Below are 19,029 nucleotides of genomic sequence, written 5' to 3'. Positions count from 1 at the left end.
CATGAGTACCTTGATAAGGACTGACGTTTCCCATGTTGACCATCGCACTGTCCAAGGGCCGCATCCTTGACGACACCCTGCCGCTTCTGGCTGAAGCGGGCATCGTGCCGACCGAGAATCCGGACAAGAGTCGCAAGCTGATCATTCCCACGACCCAGGAAGATGTACGCCTGCTGATCGTGCGTGCCACCGATGTGCCGACCTATGTCGAACATGGTGCCGCCGACCTCGGTGTCGCCGGTAAAGATGTGCTGATGGAATATGGCGGCCAGGGCCTGTACGAGCCACTGGACCTGCAAATTGCCCAGTGCAAGTTGATGACGGCCGGCAAGGTCGGCGCGGTCGAGCCCAAGGGCCGTCTGCGCATCGCCACCAAGTTCGTCAACGTTGCCAAGCGTTATTACGCTGAACAGGGTCGTCAGGTCGACATCATCAAGCTGTACGGCTCGATGGAGCTGGCGCCGCTGATCGGTCTTGCCGACAAGATCATCGACGTGGTCGACACCGGTAACACGCTGCGGGCCAACGGCCTTGAGCCACAGGATTTCATTGCCGCCATCAGCTCCCGGCTGATCGTCAACAAAGCTTCGATGAAGATGCAGCACGCCCGTATCCAGGCGTTGATCGACACCCTGCGCAAGGCAGTGGAGTCTCGACACCGCGGCTGATTCACCTGCGCGACGTTAAGTCGCGCCCGTCTATCCGCCTCATAGCCAGAATTCTCAGGTGCCCAAGCGGATCGAATGTTAGCTTCGGGCGCCTGAGTTTTTGCCAATTCTATGAGGCTCTCGCTATGACCGCACCGACTGCAATTCGCCGACTCAACGCTGCTGACCCGGATTTCGCGCATCATCTGGATCATCTGCTGAGCTGGGAAAGTGTGTCTGACGACTCGGTCAATCAGCGGGTGCTGGACATCATCAAGGCCGTGCGTGAGCGCGGCGACGCTGCACTGGTGGACTTTACCCGCCAGTTCGACGGCCTGGACGTGAAGTCCATGGCTGACCTGATCCTGCCGCGCGAGCGTCTGGAGCTGGCGCTCACCCGCATCTCCGTGGCCCAGCGTGAAGCGCTGGAAGTCGCCGCGGCTCGTGTGCGCAGCTACCACGAAAAACAGAAGCAGGACTCCTGGAGCTACACCGAAGCCGATGGCACCGTGCTGGGCCAGAAAGTCACGCCGCTGGACCGCGCCGGCCTGTACGTACCGGGCGGCAAGGCGTCGTACCCGTCGTCGGTGCTGATGAACGCGATTCCGGCAAAGGTTGCCGGTGTGACCGAAGTGGTCATGGTAGTGCCAACCCCGCGCGGTGAAATCAACGAACTGGTGCTGGCTGCTGCCTGCATCGCCGGCGTCGACCGTGTGTTCACCATCGGTGGCGCTCAAGCCGTTGCCGCATTGGCTTACGGCACCGAAAGCGTGCCGAAGGTCGATAAAGTGGTTGGCCCGGGCAACATCTATGTCGCCACCGCCAAGCGCCACGTGTTTGGCCAGGTCGGTATCGACATGATCGCCGGTCCTTCGGAAATCCTCGTGGTGTGCGACGGCCAGACCGATCCTGACTGGATCGCCATGGACCTGTTCTCCCAGGCCGAGCACGACGAAGACGCCCAGGCCATTCTGGTCAGCCCCGACGCCGAATTCCTCGACAAGGTCGCCGCCAGCATCGCCAGGCTGATGCCGACCATGGAGCGCGCCGCGATCATTGAAACCTCGATCAATGGCCGTGGTGCACTGATCAAGGTTCGCGACATGGAACAGGCCATTGAAGTGGCCAACCGCATCGCACCGGAGCACCTCGAATTGTCCGTTGCCGATCCACAAGCCTGGCTGCCGCAGATCCGCCACGCCGGCGCGATCTTCATGGGGCGTCACACCTGCGAAGCCCTGGGCGACTACTGCGCAGGTCCCAACCACGTGTTGCCGACCTCCGGCACCGCGCGCTTCTCTTCGCCGCTGGGTGTGTACGATTTCCAGAAACGCTCGTCGATCATCTTCTGTTCCGAGCAGGGCGCTTCCGAGTTGGGCAAGACCGCTTCCGTGCTAGCCCGTGGTGAGTCGCTGACCGCCCACGCCCGTAGCGCTGAATACCGCATCGTTGATGAAGACTTTCCACAAGGGCAGGGAAACTGAACATGAGTAAATTCTGGAGCCCGTTCGTCAAGAATCTGGTGCCTTACGTGCCGGGCGAACAGCCGAAACTGGCGAAACTGGTGAAGCTCAACACCAATGAAAACCCGTACGGTCCATCGCCGAAAGCCTTGGCTGCGATGCAAACCGAACTCAATGACAACCTGCGCCTGTACCCGGACCCGAATAGCGATCTGCTGAAGAACGCGGTCGCCAAATACTACGGCGTGCAGAACAACCAGGTGTTCCTCGGCAACGGTTCCGATGAAGTGCTGGCGCACATCTTCCACGGTTTGCTGCAGCACGATCAGCCGCTGTTGTTCCCGGACATCAGCTACAGCTTCTACCCGGTCTACTGCGGTTTGTACGGCATCACCTTCGATGCGGTGCCGCTGGACGAGCAATTCCAGATCAACCCGGCGGACTACGCCAAACCGAACGGCGGGATCATCTTCCCTAACCCGAATGCGCCGACCGGTTGCCTGTTGACGCTGGAAGCGGTGGAGCAGATTCTCAAGGCCAGCCCGGACTCGGTGGTGGTAGTGGATGAGGCTTACATCGATTTCGGCGGCGAGACGGCGATCTCCCTGGTGGACCGCTATCCGAACCTGCTGGTGACCCAGACCCTGTCCAAGTCCCGTTCCCTGGCCGGTCTGCGGGTAGGCCTGGCGGTTGGGCATCCGGACCTGATCGAGGCGCTGGAGCGGATCAAGAACAGCTTCAACTCCTATCCGCTGGATCGTATGGCCAATGTCGGTGCAGCCGCCGCATTCGAAGATCGCGAGTACTTCGACAAGACCTGCCGTTTGGTCATCGAGCACCGTGAATGGGTGATTGCGCAGCTGGAAGGGAAGGGCTTTGAAGTGCTGCCGTCGGCGGCGAATTTCATTTTCGCCCGTCACCCCCGGCACGATGCGGCAGGTATCGCGGCTAAATTGCGTGAACAGGGCGTGATTGTCCGGCACTTCAAGCAGGCGCGGATTGCTCAGTTCCTGCGGATATCCATCGGCACGCCAGAGCAGAATCAAGCGCTGATCGACGGTCTGGGCGACCTCTAAACCAGCGCTGCCCCCTGTAGGAGCGAGCCTGCTCGCGATGGCGGCCTGACAGTCAACAATGATGTTGAATGTTATGGCCTCATCGCGAGCAAGCTCGCTCCCACAGGTTTTTGGGTTGCCCGCTTACTCTTCTTCTTTCTCTTGGGTCGGAGCCGGCGGCGGACGCAGGCCGACTTCCGCGGTCAGCTTGAGCTCCTTGCCATTGCGCATCACCTCGATCGCGACCTTGTCGGTCGGCTTGATCCGCGCCACCTGATTCATCGAGCGACGGCCATCACCGGCCGGTTCGCCATCAATGGCAAGAATCACATCACCCAGTTGCAGGCCGGCCTTCTGTGCCGGACCATCGCGGAAAATCCCCGCCACGACAATGCCCGGGCGCCCGGACAAGCCGAACGACTCGGCCAGTTCCTGGGTCAGCGGCTGCACTTCAATACCCAACCAGCCACGAATCACCTGGCCGTGCTCGATGATCGACTTCATCACTTCCATCGCCAGCTTCACCGGGATCGCGAACCCGATGCCCTGGGAGCCGCCGGACTTGGAGAAGATCGCCGTGTTGATGCCGGTCAGGTTGCCGATGGCATCCACCAGCGCACCACCTGAGTTACCCGGGTTGATCGCCGCATCGGTCTGGATGAAGTCTTCGTAGTTGTTCAGGCCCAGTTGATTACGCCCGGTGGCGCTGATAATGCCCATGGTCACGGTCTGGCCAACGCCGAACGGGTTGCCGATGGCCAGCGCCACGTCGCCGATGCGGATGTTGTCGGAACGCCCCACTGTGATCGACGGCAGGTTTTTCAGATCGATTTTCAGAACCGCGAGGTCAGTTTCCGGGTCGCTGCCGATCACCCGCGCCAGGGTTTCCCGGCCGTCCTTGAGCGCCACCACGATCTGGTCGGCGCCGCTGGTCACGTGGTTGTTGGTCAGGATGTAGCCTTCCGGGCTCATGATCACGCCGGAGCCGAGGCTCGACTCCATGCGCTTCTGCTTGGGCGAGTTGTCGCCAAAGAAGCGTCGGAACTGCGGATCCTCGAACAACGGATGGTTGGGTTTGTTGATGACTTTGGTGGTGTACAGGTTCACCACCGACGGCGCTGCAGTGGATACCGCTTCGGCATAAGACACCGGACCCTGCTGCATACTGGTGGTTTGCGGCGCTTGTTGCAGATTGACGTCGAGGCTCGGGAGCCCGACCCACTGCGGGTAACGCTGGATTATCAAAAGAGCGACAAGCACGCCGGCCAACAGCGGCCAGCCGGAAAAACGCAGCGCCTTGAGCATTAAGCACGTCCTGAGAGAGTTGCAGGCGGTATGAGACCGCTCATAATGACGCGCATTATACGAGGCCGCACGTGCCTCTGAACGGGATATTTAGGAGTCTTTTATGGCCGTCGCCCTGAGCACCCTGGTCGAAGAAGCCGACCGCTACCTCAACAGCGCCAGAATCGCCGATTATTGCCCCAACGGCCTTCAGGTCGAGGGGCGGCCGCAAGTGATGCGCATCGTCAGTGGCGTCACCGCCAGTCAGGCCTTGCTTGATGCGGCCGTGGAAGCCAATGCCGACCTGGTGCTGGTGCATCATGGCTACTTCTGGAAAGGCGAGAACCCGTGCATTACCGGCATGAAGCAGCGCCGCTTGAAGACCCTGCTCAAGCACGATATCAGCCTGTTGTCCTATCACTTGCCGCTGGATCTGCACCCGGATGTCGGCAATAACGTGCAGCTTGCGCGGCAGCTCGACATCACTGTCGAAGGGCCGCTGGACCCGGACAATCTGAAGATTGTCGGCCTGGTCGGCTCGCTGAATGAACCGATGATGCCCCGGGATTTCGCCCGCCGCGTCCAGGAGGTGATGGGCCGTGAGCCGCTATTGATCGAAGGCAGCGCCATGATCCGCCGCGTTGGCTGGTGCACCGGTGGTGGCCAGGGTTACATCGATCAGGCCATTCTGGCCGGCGTCGATCTGTACCTCAGCGGCGAGGCTTCCGAGCAAACCTTCCACAGTGCCCGGGAAAACGACATCAGTTTTATCGCCGCCGGTCACCACGCAACCGAGCGATACGGCATTCAGGCGCTGGGGGATTACCTGGCGCGGCGCTTTGCGCTGGAGCACATCTTCATCGATTGTCCGAATCCGATCTAAAAGCGCCCTACATTCCCTGTGGGAGCGAGCTTGCTCGCGATAGGGGTGTACCAGTCGATATCAATGTCGAGTGTGAGTCAGTCATCGCGAGCAAGCTCGCTCCCACAGGGATCTCAGTGCCCAAACAGGCAGGCATATTCATATGCTCTTTCGATCTAGTTGGTGTCCTGATTAGAAGAGGTCGCTGTGCTAGGATCCCCGCTCGAACACGGCCCGCTGGCCGTTCATAAGAAAGTTTTCGTGAGTAGCCATGGTCGACAAACTGACGCATCTGAAACAGCTGGAGGCGGAAAGCATCCACATCATCCGCGAGGTGGCCGCCGAGTTCGATAATCCGGTGATGCTGTACTCCATCGGTAAAGACTCCGCAGTGATGCTGCACCTGGCACGCAAGGCGTTCTTCCCGGGCAAACTGCCGTTTCCGGTGATGCACGTCGACACTCGCTGGAAATTCCAGGAGATGTACGCTTTCCGTGACAAGATGGTCGCCGAACTGGGCCTCGACCTGATCACCCACGTCAACCCGGAAGGCGTGGCGCAAAACATCAACCCGTTCACCCACGGCAGCGCCAAGCACACCGACATCATGAAGACCGAGGGCCTGAAGCAGGCACTCGACAAGTATGGTTTCGACGCAGCATTCGGCGGCGCCCGTCGCGATGAAGAGAAATCCCGCGCCAAGGAGCGCGTGTACTCGTTCCGCGACAGCAAGCACCGCTGGGACCCGAAAAACCAGCGTCCCGAGCTGTGGAACGTCTACAACGGCAAGGTCAACAAGGGCGAGTCGATCCGCGTCTTCCCGCTGTCGAACTGGACCGAGCTGGACATCTGGCAGTACATCTACCTTGAAGGCATCCCGATCGTTCCGTTGTATTTCGCCGCCGAGCGCGAAGTCATCGAGAAGAACGGCACGCTGATCATGATCGACGACGAGCGCATCCTCGAGCACCTGAGCGACGAAGACAAAGTGCGCATCGTCAAAAAGAAAGTACGTTTCCGTACCCTTGGTTGCTACCCGTTGACGGGCGCGGTGGAGTCCGAGGCCGAAAGCCTTACGGACATCATTCAGGAAATGCTCCTGACGCGAACTTCCGAGCGCCAGGGCCGCGTCATCGATCACGATGGTGCCGGCTCGATGGAAGACAAAAAACGTCAAGGTTATTTCTAAGGGGCTGTCATGTCGCATCAATCTGATTTGATCAGCGAGGACATCCTCGCCTACCTGGGCCAGCACGAACGTAAAGAGCTGCTGCGCTTCCTGACCTGCGGTAACGTCGACGATGGCAAGAGCACCCTGATCGGGCGCCTGCTGCACGACTCCAAGATGATCTACGAAGATCACCTGGAAGCGATCACCCGCGACTCGAAAAAAGTCGGCACCACCGGCGAAGACATCGACCTGGCATTGCTGGTCGACGGCCTGCAGGCCGAGCGTGAACAAGGCATCACCATCGATGTCGCGTACCGCTATTTCTCTACCGCCAAGCGCAAATTCATCATTGCCGACACCCCCGGCCATGAGCAGTACACCCGCAACATGGCCACCGGTGCATCCACCTGCGACCTGGCGATCATCCTGGTCGACGCCCGTTACGGCGTGCAGACCCAGACCCGTCGCCACAGCTTCATCGCCTCCCTGCTGGGCATCAAACACATCGTTGTGGCCATCAACAAGATGGACCTCAAGGACTTCGACCAGGGCGTGTTCGAGTCGATCAAGGCCGACTACCTGCAGTTCGCCGAAGGCTTGAAGATGAAGCCCACCAGCATGCACTTCGTGCCGATGTCTGCCTTGAAGGGCGACAACGTGGTGAACAAGTCCGAGCGCTCGCCGTGGTACACCGGCCAGTCGCTGATGGAAATCCTCGAGACCGTGGAAGTGGCGGGCGACCGCAACTTCACCGACCTGCGTTTCCCGGTGCAGTACGTCAACCGTCCGAACCTGAACTTCCGTGGTTTCGCCGGTACGCTGGCCAGCGGCATCGTCAAGAAAGGCGACGAAGTCGTGGTACTGCCGTCGGGCAAGAGCAGCCGCGTGAAATCCATCGTCACGTTCGAAGGTGAACTGGAGCACGCGGGTCCTGGTCAGGCGGTGACGCTGACCATGGAAGACGAAATCGACATCTCCCGTGGCGACCTGTTGGTGCATGCCGACAACGTGCCGCCAGTCACCGACAGCTTCGAAGCCATGCTGGTGTGGATGGCTGAAGAGCCGATGCTGCCGGGCAAGAAATACGACATCAAGCGCGCCACCAGTTACGTGCCGGGCTCCATCGCCAGCATCGTCAACAAGGTCGACGTGAACACCCTGGAAGAAGGCCCGGCCAGCGCGTTGCAACTGAACGAAATCGGCAAGGTCAAGATCGCGCTCGACGCGCCGATTGCCCTCGACGGTTACGACAGCAACCGCACCACCGGCGCGTTCATCATCATCGACCGCCTGACCAACGGCACCGTCGGCGCCGGCATGATCGTCGCCCAGCCTTTGGCCCATGGCACCAGCACGCACCACGGCAAACTGGCCCACGTTGCCACCGAAGAGCGCGCACAGCGCTTCGGCCAGCAACCGGCCACCGTGTTGTTCAGCGGCTTGTCGGGCGCGGGCAAAAGCACCCTGGCGTATGCGGTTGAACGCAAGCTGTTCGACATGGGACGTGCGGTGTTCGTGCTCGATGGCCAGAACCTGCGCCACGACCTGAACAAAGGCCTGCCACAGGATCGCGCCGGGCGTACCGAAAACTGGCGTCGTGCCGCGCACGTTGCGCGTCAGTTCAACGAAGCCGGTCTGCTGACCCTGGCGGCGTTCGTCGCGCCGAGTGCCGAAGGTCGTGAACAGGCCCGGGAACTGATCGGCAAGGAGCGTCTGTTGACGGTCTACGTCCAGGCTTCGCCGACCGTCTGCGCCGAGCGTGATCCGCAAGGCCTGTACGCGGCGGCCGGGGATAACATCCCGGGCGAATCCTTCCCGTACGACGTGCCGCTGGATGCCGACCTGGTGATCGACACCCAGTCCGTGTCGCTGGAAGAAGGCGTCAAGCAAGTGCTGGCTCTGCTGCGTGAGCGTGGGGCGATCTGAGGCAGGAATAGCAGCAAGCTTCTGGCTTCAAACTGTAAACAAAAAACCGCAGACGAGTGATCGTCTGCGGTTTTTTTGTGTTCAGAACGTGCGATTTACAGAAAGTCCTGTGGGAGCGGGCTTTCCCGCGATAAGGCCCTTGCAGCCAACTCACTTGCTGGCTGGATGTTCCCAATGCACGCCCTATAAGCGGTCGGCAATTACGCGTGAATTGCCAGCGCCATTAGCGCTTGGGAAATGGACTACAGGAATATCGGAAGTGAGTAAGTTATATTTATTCGCATCGAGAGATATTGTCCTTGGCAGAGGTAAACACAGGGGGCGGCGAGCCGATGTAAGTTTTATTCAAGCTGTTTTTTAAGTTTGAATGTCGCGTAATAAACTGGGCTGTGTCTCAACTATGCTCGATCCCGAAGATGCTCAGGCTCTTTGTATGTAGTGTTGTTGATGGTCAAGTCCGTAGGTGTTTCTATGCGTGCGAAAAAAACATATATTCCTTCAGGGTATGTTGCTGGTGTTGGTGAGGTTGTTCTTTGCGTGATTCTGCTTTTTTGTTTGTTGTTTGCCTTGTTTTTTATGTATGGCGGAATAAAAAAAATCCCTCGCTTGCCAGAGCGGCTGGTCATGGAGGAAGCTTACATTTTTCGTGAGGTTTCGCACGAAAAGGGTTCCTCGTATTTGTATTTGAGAGTTGGGGTGGGTGATGGTGCGTATAAGTACGTTATTGAAGCCCATAGTAGTGATATCCGACATCTTGATTTGAGTAAATCACGAAGGCTATGGGTTGCCGTAGATTCGGATCGAAGTAAAAAGTTTGTTTGGTCGGTTTGTGATGCTGATAGTCGATTGATGATCAGTCGTACAGACATATTGTACTGGGCGAAATACCGCAACGTTGGGATCTATCTGGCAATGTTTGGTTTGTTTGTTGCATTTTTGTGGTTGCTTGTTTTTATTTTTTGGAATGGTGTTTGGAACAGACGTTTGGCCAAAAGGAAGGCGTATGAGAATCGAGAGGGTTGATGGTGAAATATATGTGGTTGACGACTTCCTGACGGAAAACGAAGAGGCTGGTATAAACCTTCAACTTAAGGGGGCTGTCTGGAGATACAACTGGCCGAATTATGAAGAGCTCCCCTTCATTAGGCCCTGTTGGCATGTGTTCATTGCGGGTAAAGGTCGTCCCGACCGGCAATCCTGCTTAGAAGAATTGAATAACAATGAGTCGTGGCGTTTTCTGATCGGGTTTTGGGAGCGTTTTTCAGGCTTGCATGATTTTGACATGACATTATTAGGCGTTTATGCCAACGGGCAGACGTTTGGACAGGACACCATTATTCACCGTGACAACAAGACGCATCCAGGATTGACCGTGATCGTTTTCTGTAGCGAGCACTGGTCGACGTCCTGGGGAGGGGCGCTCGTTTTTTATGATGCTGGAAGAAGGCGTCAAGCAAGTGCTGGATCTGCTACGCAAGCGTGGCGCGATCTAAACGCTCGCCTGAAATGAAAAACCCGTAGATGAGTGATCACCGGCGGTTTTTTTATTTTTGGTCAACTCGGTCAACTGTAGGAGCGAGCCTGCTCGCGATAGCGGTCGTACGTTCAGAATTTATGTCGACTGATCCACCGCAATCGCGAGCAGGCTCGCTCCTACAGGGGATTACCGTTTGCCTGGAAATTCGCGATGCATCTGCGCCAGCAACGCATCCTTGTCCTGCCACAGCTGATTGATCCAGCCCTGGAACTGCAGGCGGTATTCCCCGTCCTGGTCGTAATTCTTGCCAATGAACTGCGGCGGTATCTTCAGCTCTTCAAAGTGCACCACTACATCCGCCATATTTCCGCACAGCAGATCCCAGAAACCGGGATGCCCGGCTGGGTAGTAGATGGTCACGTTGACGCTCGACTACAGCTGTTCACCTATTGCATCCAGCATAAAGACAGCGTGGAGCGATCTAAGGCAGGAGCAGTAGCGGCAAGCTTTTAGCTGCAAGTAAAAGCCTGCAGGCAAGTGGTTGCCTGCGGGGGGGATTGTGATTTTGAGAGTTTTATCATTCGTAGGTCGGTAAAAAACGGATAATTATTTTCTTTCCTTCACTACGTAGAAGCAGAATTTTTTGAGCGTTTTTTACAATCAAAAACTAATTCTGTTTTTTATAATCAAGAATGGATTTTTCATTTTGCGTGCACATGGTTTCAAGTTTTAAACTTTTTAAACGTATGGCCGTTTTGCGTAAGTGACAGCGGCTGCCAAAGCGCTGGTTAATTTAGAGGTGCATAAAATATGGGTAGAATTAACTCTGGTCACACATTGGTAGAGGCGGTGTCCCTCAAGCTTAATCAGGCTGATATTTCATCCAAGACAGTTCGTAAGTTGGCCGAAAAGATTGTAGTGGTCCGTAATTGCGGAAGTGCGAAGCTGGCAGTTAGAACGTTAGGTGAGGCACTGCGACGTGTAGATTCGATAAAAAACACACCTGCACAGGAGAAAATGAAAAAAATGCTTTTGTATAATTATGCAGGCGCAGCGTCGACGTTTGCAGTGAAGCTATTGGAGTCCAACAAACAGCCAGGTGCCCTGTTGAGTTTGTCAGATGATAGGCTGATGTCTTCGATGGTCAGTGCGGAGAAAGACTTGCATCCAGGGATTGAACTAAACATGTTTCGCAGCGTTGATCACTTGGCGCAATTTATACTGAAAAAAACGGGCCCATATCTGGGGCAGGCTGTTGTGAAAATGGCTAGGCATGATGAGCCAAACGAGTCGCACTTTGCTGCTGTTGATATCCGTATAACTTCTAGTGGCTCTCGTTATATGGTGGTCTATGAGTCTGGATTTATACAAGGAAACAAAGAGGCCGGAGTTGATCATGGGTTCACGAGCTTAGTGGACGGAGTTCTATTTCAGTCAAGCCGCCTAAACTTGATGGTTCCTAAGGTTGGGTTTGTAGAGGTCGGTTCACAAAAGTCACCGAGTGATTGCGGGATTTTCGCGCTCAATACGGCAATACAAAACTTCAAAAGTCCTGAGGTGACAGAGTGGTTACTGAATAAGATGGATGTTTGTGGTCAGGTGGTGACAAGATTTTATGATGAAAGTGCCTCTGGGTACATTATATCTAAAGGTAGGAAATTTGGTGTTACGCTCCCGCCAAGATTTCATAAGCATGATCACTCTATTTCTACTCTGAAGAAGATGGGTGGAGGGAGCGTTAATAAGCGTAATGAAAGTGTGGGCCAGCGTGCGTCACATTTTAAGGTGGAAAGAGATGAATTGGTTTACTCAAACTCAATTGAGCACAAGCGTCATGATTATTATCAGCATGTTGTTGAAAGACTAAAAAACAATACGTAATACCATTGAAATGTTCGCAGCGTACCTGCTCCAAGCGCTAGCATGGGGCAGGTGTTTTCAGGAATTTTGCGAATCAGTATCCAGGCGAAGGTGCCGGGTTGAAACCCTCAGGCAAGAACTGCAGGAGCCACCAACCAGCGAGAGCATCATTACCGCAAGGAGTGCTCCCGATGCATCTGTTCCAGCAACGCATCCTTGTCCTGCCACAGCTGATTGATCCAGCCCTGGAACTGCAGGCGGTATTCGCCGTCCTGGTCGTAGTTCTTGCCGATGAACTGCGGCGGGATCCTCAGTTCTTCAAAGTGCACCACTACATCCGCGACGTTACCGCACAACAAGTCCCAAAAACCAGGACGCCCGGCGGGGTAGTGGATGGTCACGTTAACGATCGATTCAAGCTGTTCGCCCATCGCATCCAGCACAAAGGCAATGCCTCCGGCCTTGGGCTTGAGCAGGTACTTGAAGGGTGACTGCTGTTGGGCATGCTTGCCCGCGGTGAAGCGCGTGCCTTCGACGAAGTTGAAGATGCCCACCGGGTTGTCGCGGAACCTCGCACAGGTCTTGCGGGTGGTTTCCAGGTCCTTGCCTTTCTTTTCCGGGTGCTTCTCCAGATAGGCCTTGGAGTAGCGCTTCATGAACGGAAAGCCCAGCGCCCACCAGGCCAGACCGATGACCGGGACCCAGATCAGCTCCTGCTTGAGAAAGAACTTCAGCGGTTGAATGCGCCGGTTGAGCACGTATTGCAACACCAGAATGTCGACCCAGCTCTGATGGTTGCTGGTGATCAGGTACGAGTGCTGGTAGTCGAGGCCCTGCAGGCCGCTGATGTGCCAGCGCGTGCGGCGGACCAGGTTCATCCAGCCTTTGTTGTTGCTGATCCAGGCTTCGTGGGTATGGCTCATCAGCCAGCCCGCGATACGTTGGGTGAGGGCGAACGGCAATGCCTTGACGATTGCCACGCAGAACAGGAACGAGCAGAGCAATATCGTATTCAGTGCCAACAGCAGCGAGGCGATCACGCCGCGCAACGGGGCGGGTAGGAAGTCCAGCATTTACACATCCATAGGTCGATTGGCGGCTTGAATCGCGGTCAGGGCAATGGTGTAGACGATGTCATCGACCTGCGCGCCGCGCGGTAAATCGTTCACCGGTTTGCGCAGGCCTTGCAGCATTGGCCCGAGGCTGACGCAATCGGCGCTGCGCTGTACGGCTTTGTGCGTGGTGTTGCCGGTGTTGAGGTCGGGGAACACGTACACCGTGGCACGACCTGCCACCAGACTGTTCGGCGCCAATTGCCGGGCCACGCTTTCGTTGGCGGCGGCGTCGTACTGCAAGGGGCCGTCGATCAGCAGCGAGTGCTGTTGTTCGTGTGCCAGCAAGGTCGCCTCGCGGACCTTCTCGACTTCTTCGCCGCTGGCCGAATCACCGCTGGAGTAGCTGATCATCGCTACCCGTGGCGTGATGCCGAATGCGGCGGCCGAGTCAGCGCTTTGCAGGGCGATCTCGGCCAGCTCGCTGGCGCTCGGGTGCGGGTTCATCACGCAGTCGCCGTAGACCAGCACCTCTTCCGGGAACAGCATGAAGAATACCGACGACACCAGGGTGCAGCCAGGTGCCGTCTTGATCAGCTGCAGGGCCGGGCGGATGGTGTTGGCGGTGGTGTTGATCACGCCCGACACGAGGCCGTCGACTTCATCCAGGGCCAGCATCATGGTGCCGATGACCACGGTGTCTTCCAGTTGTTGCTCGGCCATTGGTGCGTTGAGGCTTTTGCTTTTGCGCAGCGCGACCATCGGCTCGACATAACGCTCGCGGATCGAGTCCGGATCGATGATTTCCAGCCCCGGTGGCAACTCGATGCCCTGGGCGCGAGCGACGGCCTGCACGTCCTCGGGCTTGGCCAGCAACACACAGCGAGCGATGCCACGGGCCTGGCAGATCGCGGCAGCCTGCACGGTCAGCGGTTCGCTGCCTTCGGGCAGCACGATGCGCTTGTTGGCCGCCTGGGCGCGCTGGATCAATTGATAGCGGAAAACCGCTGGCGACAGGCGCATCTCCCGTGGTGTACCGCAGCGCTGATGCAGCCAGTCGGCATCGAGATGGCCAGCGATGAAATCGGTGATGATCTCGGCGCGCTCGCGGTCGTCGATGGGGATTTCCTTGTTCAGGCCATTGAGCAGGTTGGCGGTGTCATAGGAACCGGTACTCACCGACAACACCGGCAACCCGGCCTGCAGGGCGCCGCGGCACAGGTCCATGATGCGTGGGTCGGGCAGGGTGTCGCTGGTCAAAAGCAGGCCGGCGAGCGGCACGCCGTTCAAGGCTGCGAGGCTGACGGCGAGGATGATGTCGTCGCGGTCGCCGGGGGTTACCACCAGCACGCCGGGCTTGAGCAGCTCCACGGTGTTGCGCATGGTGCGGGCGCAAATGATGATTTTGGTCATGCGCCGGGTTTCATAATCACCGGCGTTGAGTACTTGCGCGCCCATCAGGTCGGCGACGTCTCGGGTGCGCGGGGCGTTCAGTTCCGGCTGGAACGGAATGCAGCCGAGCAAGCGGAAGTCACCACTGCGCAGCAACGGCGAATGCTCTTTCAAGCGTGTGGCGAAGGCGTCCATGCTTTCGTCGGTCTTGACCTTGTTGAGGATCACGCCGAGGACTTTCGGGTCTTTCGGGCCGCCGAACAATTGCGCCTGCAACTCGACGCGGCCGGAAAGCTCGGTCAGCACTTCGTTTTCCGGTGCAGAGACCAGGATCACCTCGGCGTCGAGGCTCTTGGCCAGGTGCAGGTTGACCCGCGCGGCGTAACTGGCGCTGCGGGTCGGCACCATGCCTTCGACGATCAGCACGTCCTTGCCGACGGCCGCCTGCTGATACAGGGTGATGATTTCTTCGAGCAATTCATCGAGCTGACCGTCGCCGAGCATGCGCTCGACATGGGCCAGACCCAGTGGCTGAGGCGGTTTCAAGCCATGGGTACGCGCCACCAGTTCGGTGGAACGTTCCGGGCCCGTGTCGCCCGGATGTGGCTGGGCAATCGGTTTGAAAAAGCCGACCTTGAGCCCGGCTCGCTCAAGGGTGCGTACCAGCCCGAGGCTGATGGAGGTCAGGCCCACGCCAAAATCGGTGGGTGCGATAAAAAAAGTTTGCATGCGGATTCTCTGGAAGGTGCATGGCAATGGTCACGACCTATGGCTGGTCGATTACCGAAATTCAGTCGCCAAGGTTATCGCTAACCGTGCCTTGTGCGCACCAACCGCACGCAAAGGGTTGGCCTGTTTTTTCCTGGCGCTGCGCAGGGTCCATGACCCAGGCCCGGGATTGCCATGGCGGCTGGTGCCGCAGGTGTTGGGTGTGGCCGCAGGAAAGCTCGGCCACCCAGTGTCCGTCCTCGTCCTGATGGAAGCCTGTGATCGTCGAATCCCGTCTGTCCGGGTTGTGTTCGCTTTCGGACGATTGCTTCGCTAAACTTGGCCTTTCAATCTTCTTATGCAAAAGGTCTCGCCCCATGCTGATCGCCGCCAATAAGGCTGTCTCCATCGACTATACCCTGACCAACGACGCTGGTGAGGTCATCGACAGCTCCGCCGGCGGCGCGCCGCTGGTCTACCTGCAAGGCGCAGGCAACATCATCCCGGGCCTGGAAAAGGCTCTGGAAGGCAAGACCGTCGGCGACGAGCTGACTGTAGCCGTTGAACCGGAAGACGCTTACGGCGAATACGCGGCCGAACTGGTCAGCACCCTGAGCCGCAGCATGTTCGAAGGCGTCGACGAGCTGGAAGTAGGCATGCAGTTCCACGCTTCCGCTCCGGACGGCCAGATGCAGATCGTGACCATCCGTGATCTGGACGGCGACGACGTCACCGTTGACGGCAACCACCCGTTGGCCGGCCAGCGCCTGAATTTCCAGGTCAAGATCGTCGCTATCCGTGACGCCAGCCAGGAAGAAATCGCTCATGGTCACGTCCATGGCGAAGGTGGCCATCACCACTGATTTCTGCGCTAAGCTCAGATAACTGGAGAGGCGCCCCGAGGGCGCCTTTTTAGTCTGCGGCTGTCCCTGACGACACCGCCAAGTGGCTGTTTCGAGAAGAACACGGGAATCTGGAGTACGTCATGAGTGCTTTTCACGACCTTAAATTGACAGCCCTGGATGGACAGGAGCTACCTCTGGCGCCTTTCAAAGGCCAAGTTGTATTGGTGGTCAACGTCGCCTCCAAATGCGGCCTGACCCCACAGTATGCGGCGCTGGAAAACCTCTACCAGCAATACAAGGCCAAAGGCTTCAGCGTGCTGGGCTTGCCGTGCAACCAGTTTGCCGGGCAGGAGCCGGGAAGCGAGCAGGAGATCAAGGATTTCTGCAGCCTCAACTATGGCGTGAGCTTTCCGTTGTCCAGCAAGCTGGAAGTCAACGGGCATGACCGTCATCAGTTGTACCGCTTGCTGGCGGGCGAGGGCGCGGAATTCCCCGGCGATATCACCTGGAACTTCGAGAAGTTCCTGCTCGGCAAGGATGGCCGCGTACTGGCGAGATTCTCGCCACGCACGGCGCCGGATGATCCGACCATCGTTCACGCGATTGAAAAAGCGCTGAGCTGATTTCCCCCTGTAGGAGCGAGCCTGCTCGCGATGGTCGTCAACGATAACGCTGCAAGTCTGATACCCCGCAGCGTTCTCAAGCCCATCGCGAGCGATCGAGCGTCGACCGGCTGCTCCTACAGTACTCCCTGCCTTTTGACCCTTAATCACGCTGATCAATAATGCTGTTCAATGCGTTGGACTCTCAATATTATCATCGTCATAAAATCATTCCCTGTGGAGCGTCCCATGCCCGTCAAAGCCCTGTTCAAACCGTTCCACCTCGGCACCCTCGAACTGCCGACCCGCGTCGTCATGGCGCCGATGACCCGCTCCTTTTCTCCGGGCGGCGTGCCGAACTCCAAAGTGATCGAATACTATCGTCGCCGCGCCGCTGCGGGCGTCGGCCTGATCATCACCGAAGGCACCACCGTCGGTCACAAGGCTTCCAACGGTTATCCGAACGTTCCGCACTTCTATGGTGAAGCGGCACTGGCCGGCTGGAAAAAAGTCGTCGACGCCGTGCACGCTGAAGGCGGCAAGATCGTTCCGCAGTTGTGGCATGTGGGCAGCGTTCGCCGTATCGGCACCGAGCCGGACGCGAGCGTACCGGGCTATGGTCCGTCGGAAAAAGTGAAGGAAGGTCAGGTCGTGGTGCACGGTATGACCAGGCAGGATATCCAGGACGTGATCGCCGCGTTCGCCCAGGCCGCCAAGGATGCCCAGAGCATTGGCATGGACGGCGTGGAAATTCACGGTGCCCACGGTTACCTGATCGACCAGTTCTTCTGGGAAGGCAGCAACCAGCGTACCGACGAATACGGCGGTAGCCTGGCCAACCGTTCGCGGTTCGCCATTGAATTGATTCAGGCCGTGCGTGCCGCGGTCGGTGAAGGTTTCCCGATCATCTTCCGTTTCTCGCAATGGAAGCAGCAGGACTACACCGCACGTCTGGTGCAAACCCCGGAGGCCCTGGGCGAGTTCCTCAAGCCGTTGGCCGATGCGGGTGTGGATATTTTCCACTGCTCGACCCGCCGCTTCTGGGAGCCGGAGTTCGACGGTTCCGAACTGAACCTGGCCGGCTGGACCCGCCAACTCACCGGCAAGCCGACCATCACCGTGGGCAGTGTCGGCCTGGATGGCGAATTCCTGCAATTCATGGTCAACACCGACAAGGTCGCGCAACCGGCCAGTCTGGAAAAACTGCTGGAGCGTTTGAACAACGATGAGTTCGACCTGGTGGCCGTCGGTCGTGCGTTGCTGGTGGATCCGGACTGGGCGCAGAAAGTGCGCGATGGTCGTGAGGAAGACATTCTGCCGTTCAGCCGTGAGGCGTTGATGACGCTGGCTTAAGCGACGACCGGGAAGGCCTCATCGCGAGCAAGCTCGCTCCCACAGGGGATTTGTGTACGACACAGAACCAATGTGGGAGCGAGCTTGCTCGCGATGGCTGACTCAAGAGCACCGGAAACTCAGGGAACAATCGGTGCATTCGGCACCACCATCGCCCCGGCACATGCCCCGCGCAACTGCCCCTCGAACTGCTCGATGATCGTCGCCCAACCCTGCCGACTGGCATGCTGGCGCGCATTGAGGCGCACATTGCGCAAGGTTTCCCTGTCCTCCAGCAGCCATGCCGCTGCATCGCAGAATGCTTCTTCATCCCCCGGCATCGCCAATACGCCGTTGTAGCCATGACGAATATGCTGGGCGGCCGCCGCCTGGTCGTAGGCCACTACGCCGAGCCCCGAGGCAAGTGCCTCAAGCACCACATTGCCAAAGGTTTCGGTCAGGCTCGGAAACAGAAACACATCCCCCGAGGCATAGTGACAAGCCAGTGCCTCACCTCGTTGCGTGCCGCAGAAAATCGCCTCGGGCATTTCGTTTTCAAGTTCCTGACGCTGCGGGCCGTCACCGACCACGATCAGTTTCAGCGTGCGCTGGGGATAACTCGCCTTGAGGGTATTGAAGGTGCGTTTGAGCAGGCCAAGGTTTTTTTCCGGGGCCAGACGCCCGACATGAATGACCGCGATGTCCTCCTCGGCCAGTCCCCATTGCTCGCGCAGGGCATTCAAGCGTTTGGCCGGGTGAAACAATTCGCTGTCGACCCCTCGGGACAGCAACGCCAGTCGTTCGAAATGACGTCGCTCCAGTTCCATGCGCTGGCTGACGCTGGGCACCAGGGTCATGGTCGAGCGGTTGTGGAACCAGCGCAGGTAGTGAGTCAGCAGGCGCGTGAGCAAACCAAGCCCGTACTGGTTGGAGTACTGCTGGAAATTGGTGTGAAAACCGCTGACCACGGAAATCCCCAGTCGCCGTGCCGCACGCAAGGCCGACAAGCCCAGCGGACCCTCGGTGGCGATGTAGAGCACGTCCGGGCGGTGACGCGTCCAGCGCCGCAGCAGCTTGTGCATCGACGACTGCCCCCACTGCAAGCCGGGGTAACCCGGAAGCGGCCAGCCGCGGCACAGCAGCAATTCATCGTCGCTGCCCAGCTGCTGGTCACAGCCTTGACGTGGTCGCACCAGTTCCACCTGATGCCCGCGCGCGCGCAAGCCGTCGCACAAGTGACCAAGGGTATTGGCCACGCCGTTGATTTCGGGAGGGAAGGTTTCGGTGATCAGGGTGATATGCAGAGCTGTCGTCATGACCTCAGTGTCGGCTGAGGCCATGTCGTCAGTGTGA

At 58.1% G+C, this 19,029-nt stretch carries 17 protein-coding genes and 1 pseudogene; 12 read left to right on the top strand and 6 right to left on the bottom strand.

Annotated elements, in window-relative coordinates; all coding sequences use genetic code 11:
* Window positions 1-32: 32 nt before the first annotated feature.
* The 3 genes from hisG to hisC all read left to right on the top strand — a co-directional run bounded on the left by hisG (window position 33) and on the right by hisC (window position 3,186).
* Window positions 33-668, top strand: a complete 636-nt coding sequence (hisG, locus tag AB4Z35_RS02170) for an ATP phosphoribosyltransferase (protein ID WP_008018703.1) — start codon at window positions 33-35, stop codon at window positions 666-668.
* Window positions 669-793: 125 nt separating this feature from the next.
* Complete coding sequence (gene hisD, locus AB4Z35_RS02165; protein WP_442095872.1) at window positions 794-2,131, top strand: histidinol dehydrogenase; 1,338 nt, start codon at window positions 794-796, stop codon at window positions 2,129-2,131.
* 2 nt (window positions 2,132-2,133) lie between these two features.
* On the top strand, window positions 2,134-3,186 hold the full coding sequence (gene hisC, locus AB4Z35_RS02160; protein WP_442095871.1) for a histidinol-phosphate transaminase: 1,053 nt from the start codon (window positions 2,134-2,136) through the stop codon (window positions 3,184-3,186).
* A gap of 123 nt (window positions 3,187-3,309) precedes the next feature.
* Here the strand turns inward: hisC and algW are convergent, their stop codons facing one another.
* A complete protein-coding gene (gene algW / locus AB4Z35_RS02155) occupies window positions 3,310-4,470 on the bottom strand; it encodes a Do family serine endopeptidase AlgW (RefSeq protein ID WP_442095870.1) in 1,161 nt (386 codons plus the stop codon).
* 103 nt (window positions 4,471-4,573) lie between these two features.
* On the opposite strand from algW, the gene AB4Z35_RS02150 reads away from it, so the two are divergent.
* The 5 genes from AB4Z35_RS02150 to AB4Z35_RS02130 all read left to right on the top strand — a co-directional run bounded on the left by AB4Z35_RS02150 (window position 4,574) and on the right by AB4Z35_RS02130 (window position 9,918).
* A complete protein-coding gene (locus tag AB4Z35_RS02150; RefSeq protein WP_442095869.1) occupies window positions 4,574-5,332 on the top strand; it encodes a Nif3-like dinuclear metal center hexameric protein in 759 nt (252 codons plus the stop codon).
* Between the two features lie 250 nt (window positions 5,333-5,582).
* Window positions 5,583-6,500, top strand: a complete 918-nt coding sequence (gene cysD / locus AB4Z35_RS02145) for a sulfate adenylyltransferase subunit CysD (protein ID WP_442095868.1) — start codon at window positions 5,583-5,585, stop codon at window positions 6,498-6,500.
* 9 nt (window positions 6,501-6,509) lie between these two features.
* Window positions 6,510-8,408: a sulfate adenylyltransferase subunit CysN gene (cysN, locus tag AB4Z35_RS02140; RefSeq protein ID WP_008003896.1), complete on the top strand. Its 1,899-nt coding sequence runs from the start codon at window positions 6,510-6,512 to the stop codon at window positions 8,406-8,408.
* Between the two features lie 447 nt (window positions 8,409-8,855).
* Window positions 8,856-9,431 carry a hypothetical protein gene (locus AB4Z35_RS02135; protein WP_442095867.1) on the top strand — a complete coding sequence of 192 codons (576 nt, stop codon included), beginning with the start codon at window positions 8,856-8,858 and terminating at the stop codon, window positions 9,429-9,431.
* Complete coding sequence (locus AB4Z35_RS02130) at window positions 9,412-9,918, top strand: 2OG-Fe(II) oxygenase (RefSeq protein ID WP_442095866.1); 507 nt, start codon at window positions 9,412-9,414, stop codon at window positions 9,916-9,918. The genes AB4Z35_RS02135 and AB4Z35_RS02130 overlap by 20 nt, the downstream gene beginning before the upstream one ends.
* Window positions 9,919-10,071: 153 nt before the next feature.
* Here the strand turns inward: AB4Z35_RS02130 and AB4Z35_RS02125 are convergent.
* Window positions 10,072-10,350, bottom strand: a pseudogene (locus AB4Z35_RS02125) (acyltransferase); the annotation flags it as partial.
* 345 nt (window positions 10,351-10,695) lie between these two features.
* Here AB4Z35_RS02125 and AB4Z35_RS02120 point away from each other — a divergent pair.
* Window positions 10,696-11,766, top strand: a complete 1,071-nt coding sequence (locus AB4Z35_RS02120; RefSeq protein ID WP_442095865.1) for a YopJ family acetyltransferase — start codon at window positions 10,696-10,698, stop codon at window positions 11,764-11,766.
* A 149-nt stretch (window positions 11,767-11,915) separates the two neighbouring features.
* Here the strand turns inward: AB4Z35_RS02120 and AB4Z35_RS02115 are convergent, their stop codons facing one another.
* The 3 genes from AB4Z35_RS02115 to AB4Z35_RS02105 form a co-directional block, all read right to left on the bottom strand.
* Window positions 11,916-12,818, bottom strand: a complete 903-nt coding sequence (locus AB4Z35_RS02115; RefSeq protein WP_442095864.1) for an acyltransferase — start codon at window positions 12,816-12,818, stop codon at window positions 11,916-11,918.
* The gene (gene pta, locus AB4Z35_RS02110; RefSeq protein WP_442095863.1) at window positions 12,819-14,918 is read right to left on the bottom strand and encodes a phosphate acetyltransferase; all 2,100 of its coding nucleotides are present in this window, start codon (window positions 14,916-14,918) and stop codon (window positions 12,819-12,821) included.
* A gap of 61 nt (window positions 14,919-14,979) precedes the next feature.
* Window positions 14,980-15,306 carry a DUF3565 domain-containing protein gene (locus AB4Z35_RS02105; protein ID WP_442095862.1) on the bottom strand — a complete coding sequence of 109 codons (327 nt, stop codon included), beginning with the start codon at window positions 15,304-15,306 and terminating at the stop codon, window positions 14,980-14,982.
* Between AB4Z35_RS02105 and AB4Z35_RS02100 the strand changes: the two genes are divergently transcribed.
* From AB4Z35_RS02100 to AB4Z35_RS02090, 3 genes are all read left to right on the top strand, one after another.
* Entirely contained in the window at window positions 15,275-15,760 is a 486-nt protein-coding gene (locus tag AB4Z35_RS02100; RefSeq protein WP_008000574.1) for an FKBP-type peptidyl-prolyl cis-trans isomerase, read from the top strand. The two genes, AB4Z35_RS02105 and AB4Z35_RS02100, sit on opposite strands and share 32 nt — an antisense overlap.
* 122 nt (window positions 15,761-15,882) lie before the next feature.
* Entirely contained in the window at window positions 15,883-16,365 is a 483-nt protein-coding gene (locus AB4Z35_RS02095; protein WP_108229122.1) for a glutathione peroxidase, read from the top strand.
* 228 nt (window positions 16,366-16,593) lie between these two features.
* A complete protein-coding gene (locus AB4Z35_RS02090) occupies window positions 16,594-17,697 on the top strand; it encodes an NADH:flavin oxidoreductase (RefSeq protein WP_442095861.1) in 1,104 nt (367 codons plus the stop codon).
* 119 nt (window positions 17,698-17,816) lie between these two features.
* On the opposite strand, the gene AB4Z35_RS02085 is transcribed toward AB4Z35_RS02090, so the two are convergent.
* The gene (locus tag AB4Z35_RS02085) at window positions 17,817-19,016 is read right to left on the bottom strand and encodes a glycosyltransferase family 4 protein (protein ID WP_442095860.1); all 1,200 of its coding nucleotides are present in this window, start codon (window positions 19,014-19,016) and stop codon (window positions 17,817-17,819) included.
* Window positions 19,017-19,029 lie beyond the last annotated feature (13 nt).

The sequence above is a fragment of the Pseudomonas sp. KB_15 genome, assembly GCF_052114525.1.
GTDB lineage: Bacteria > Pseudomonadota > Gammaproteobacteria > Pseudomonadales > Pseudomonadaceae > Aquipseudomonas.
Note: the sequence above shows the minus strand (reverse complement) of the source record. Positions and strands in the feature narration are given on the sequence as shown.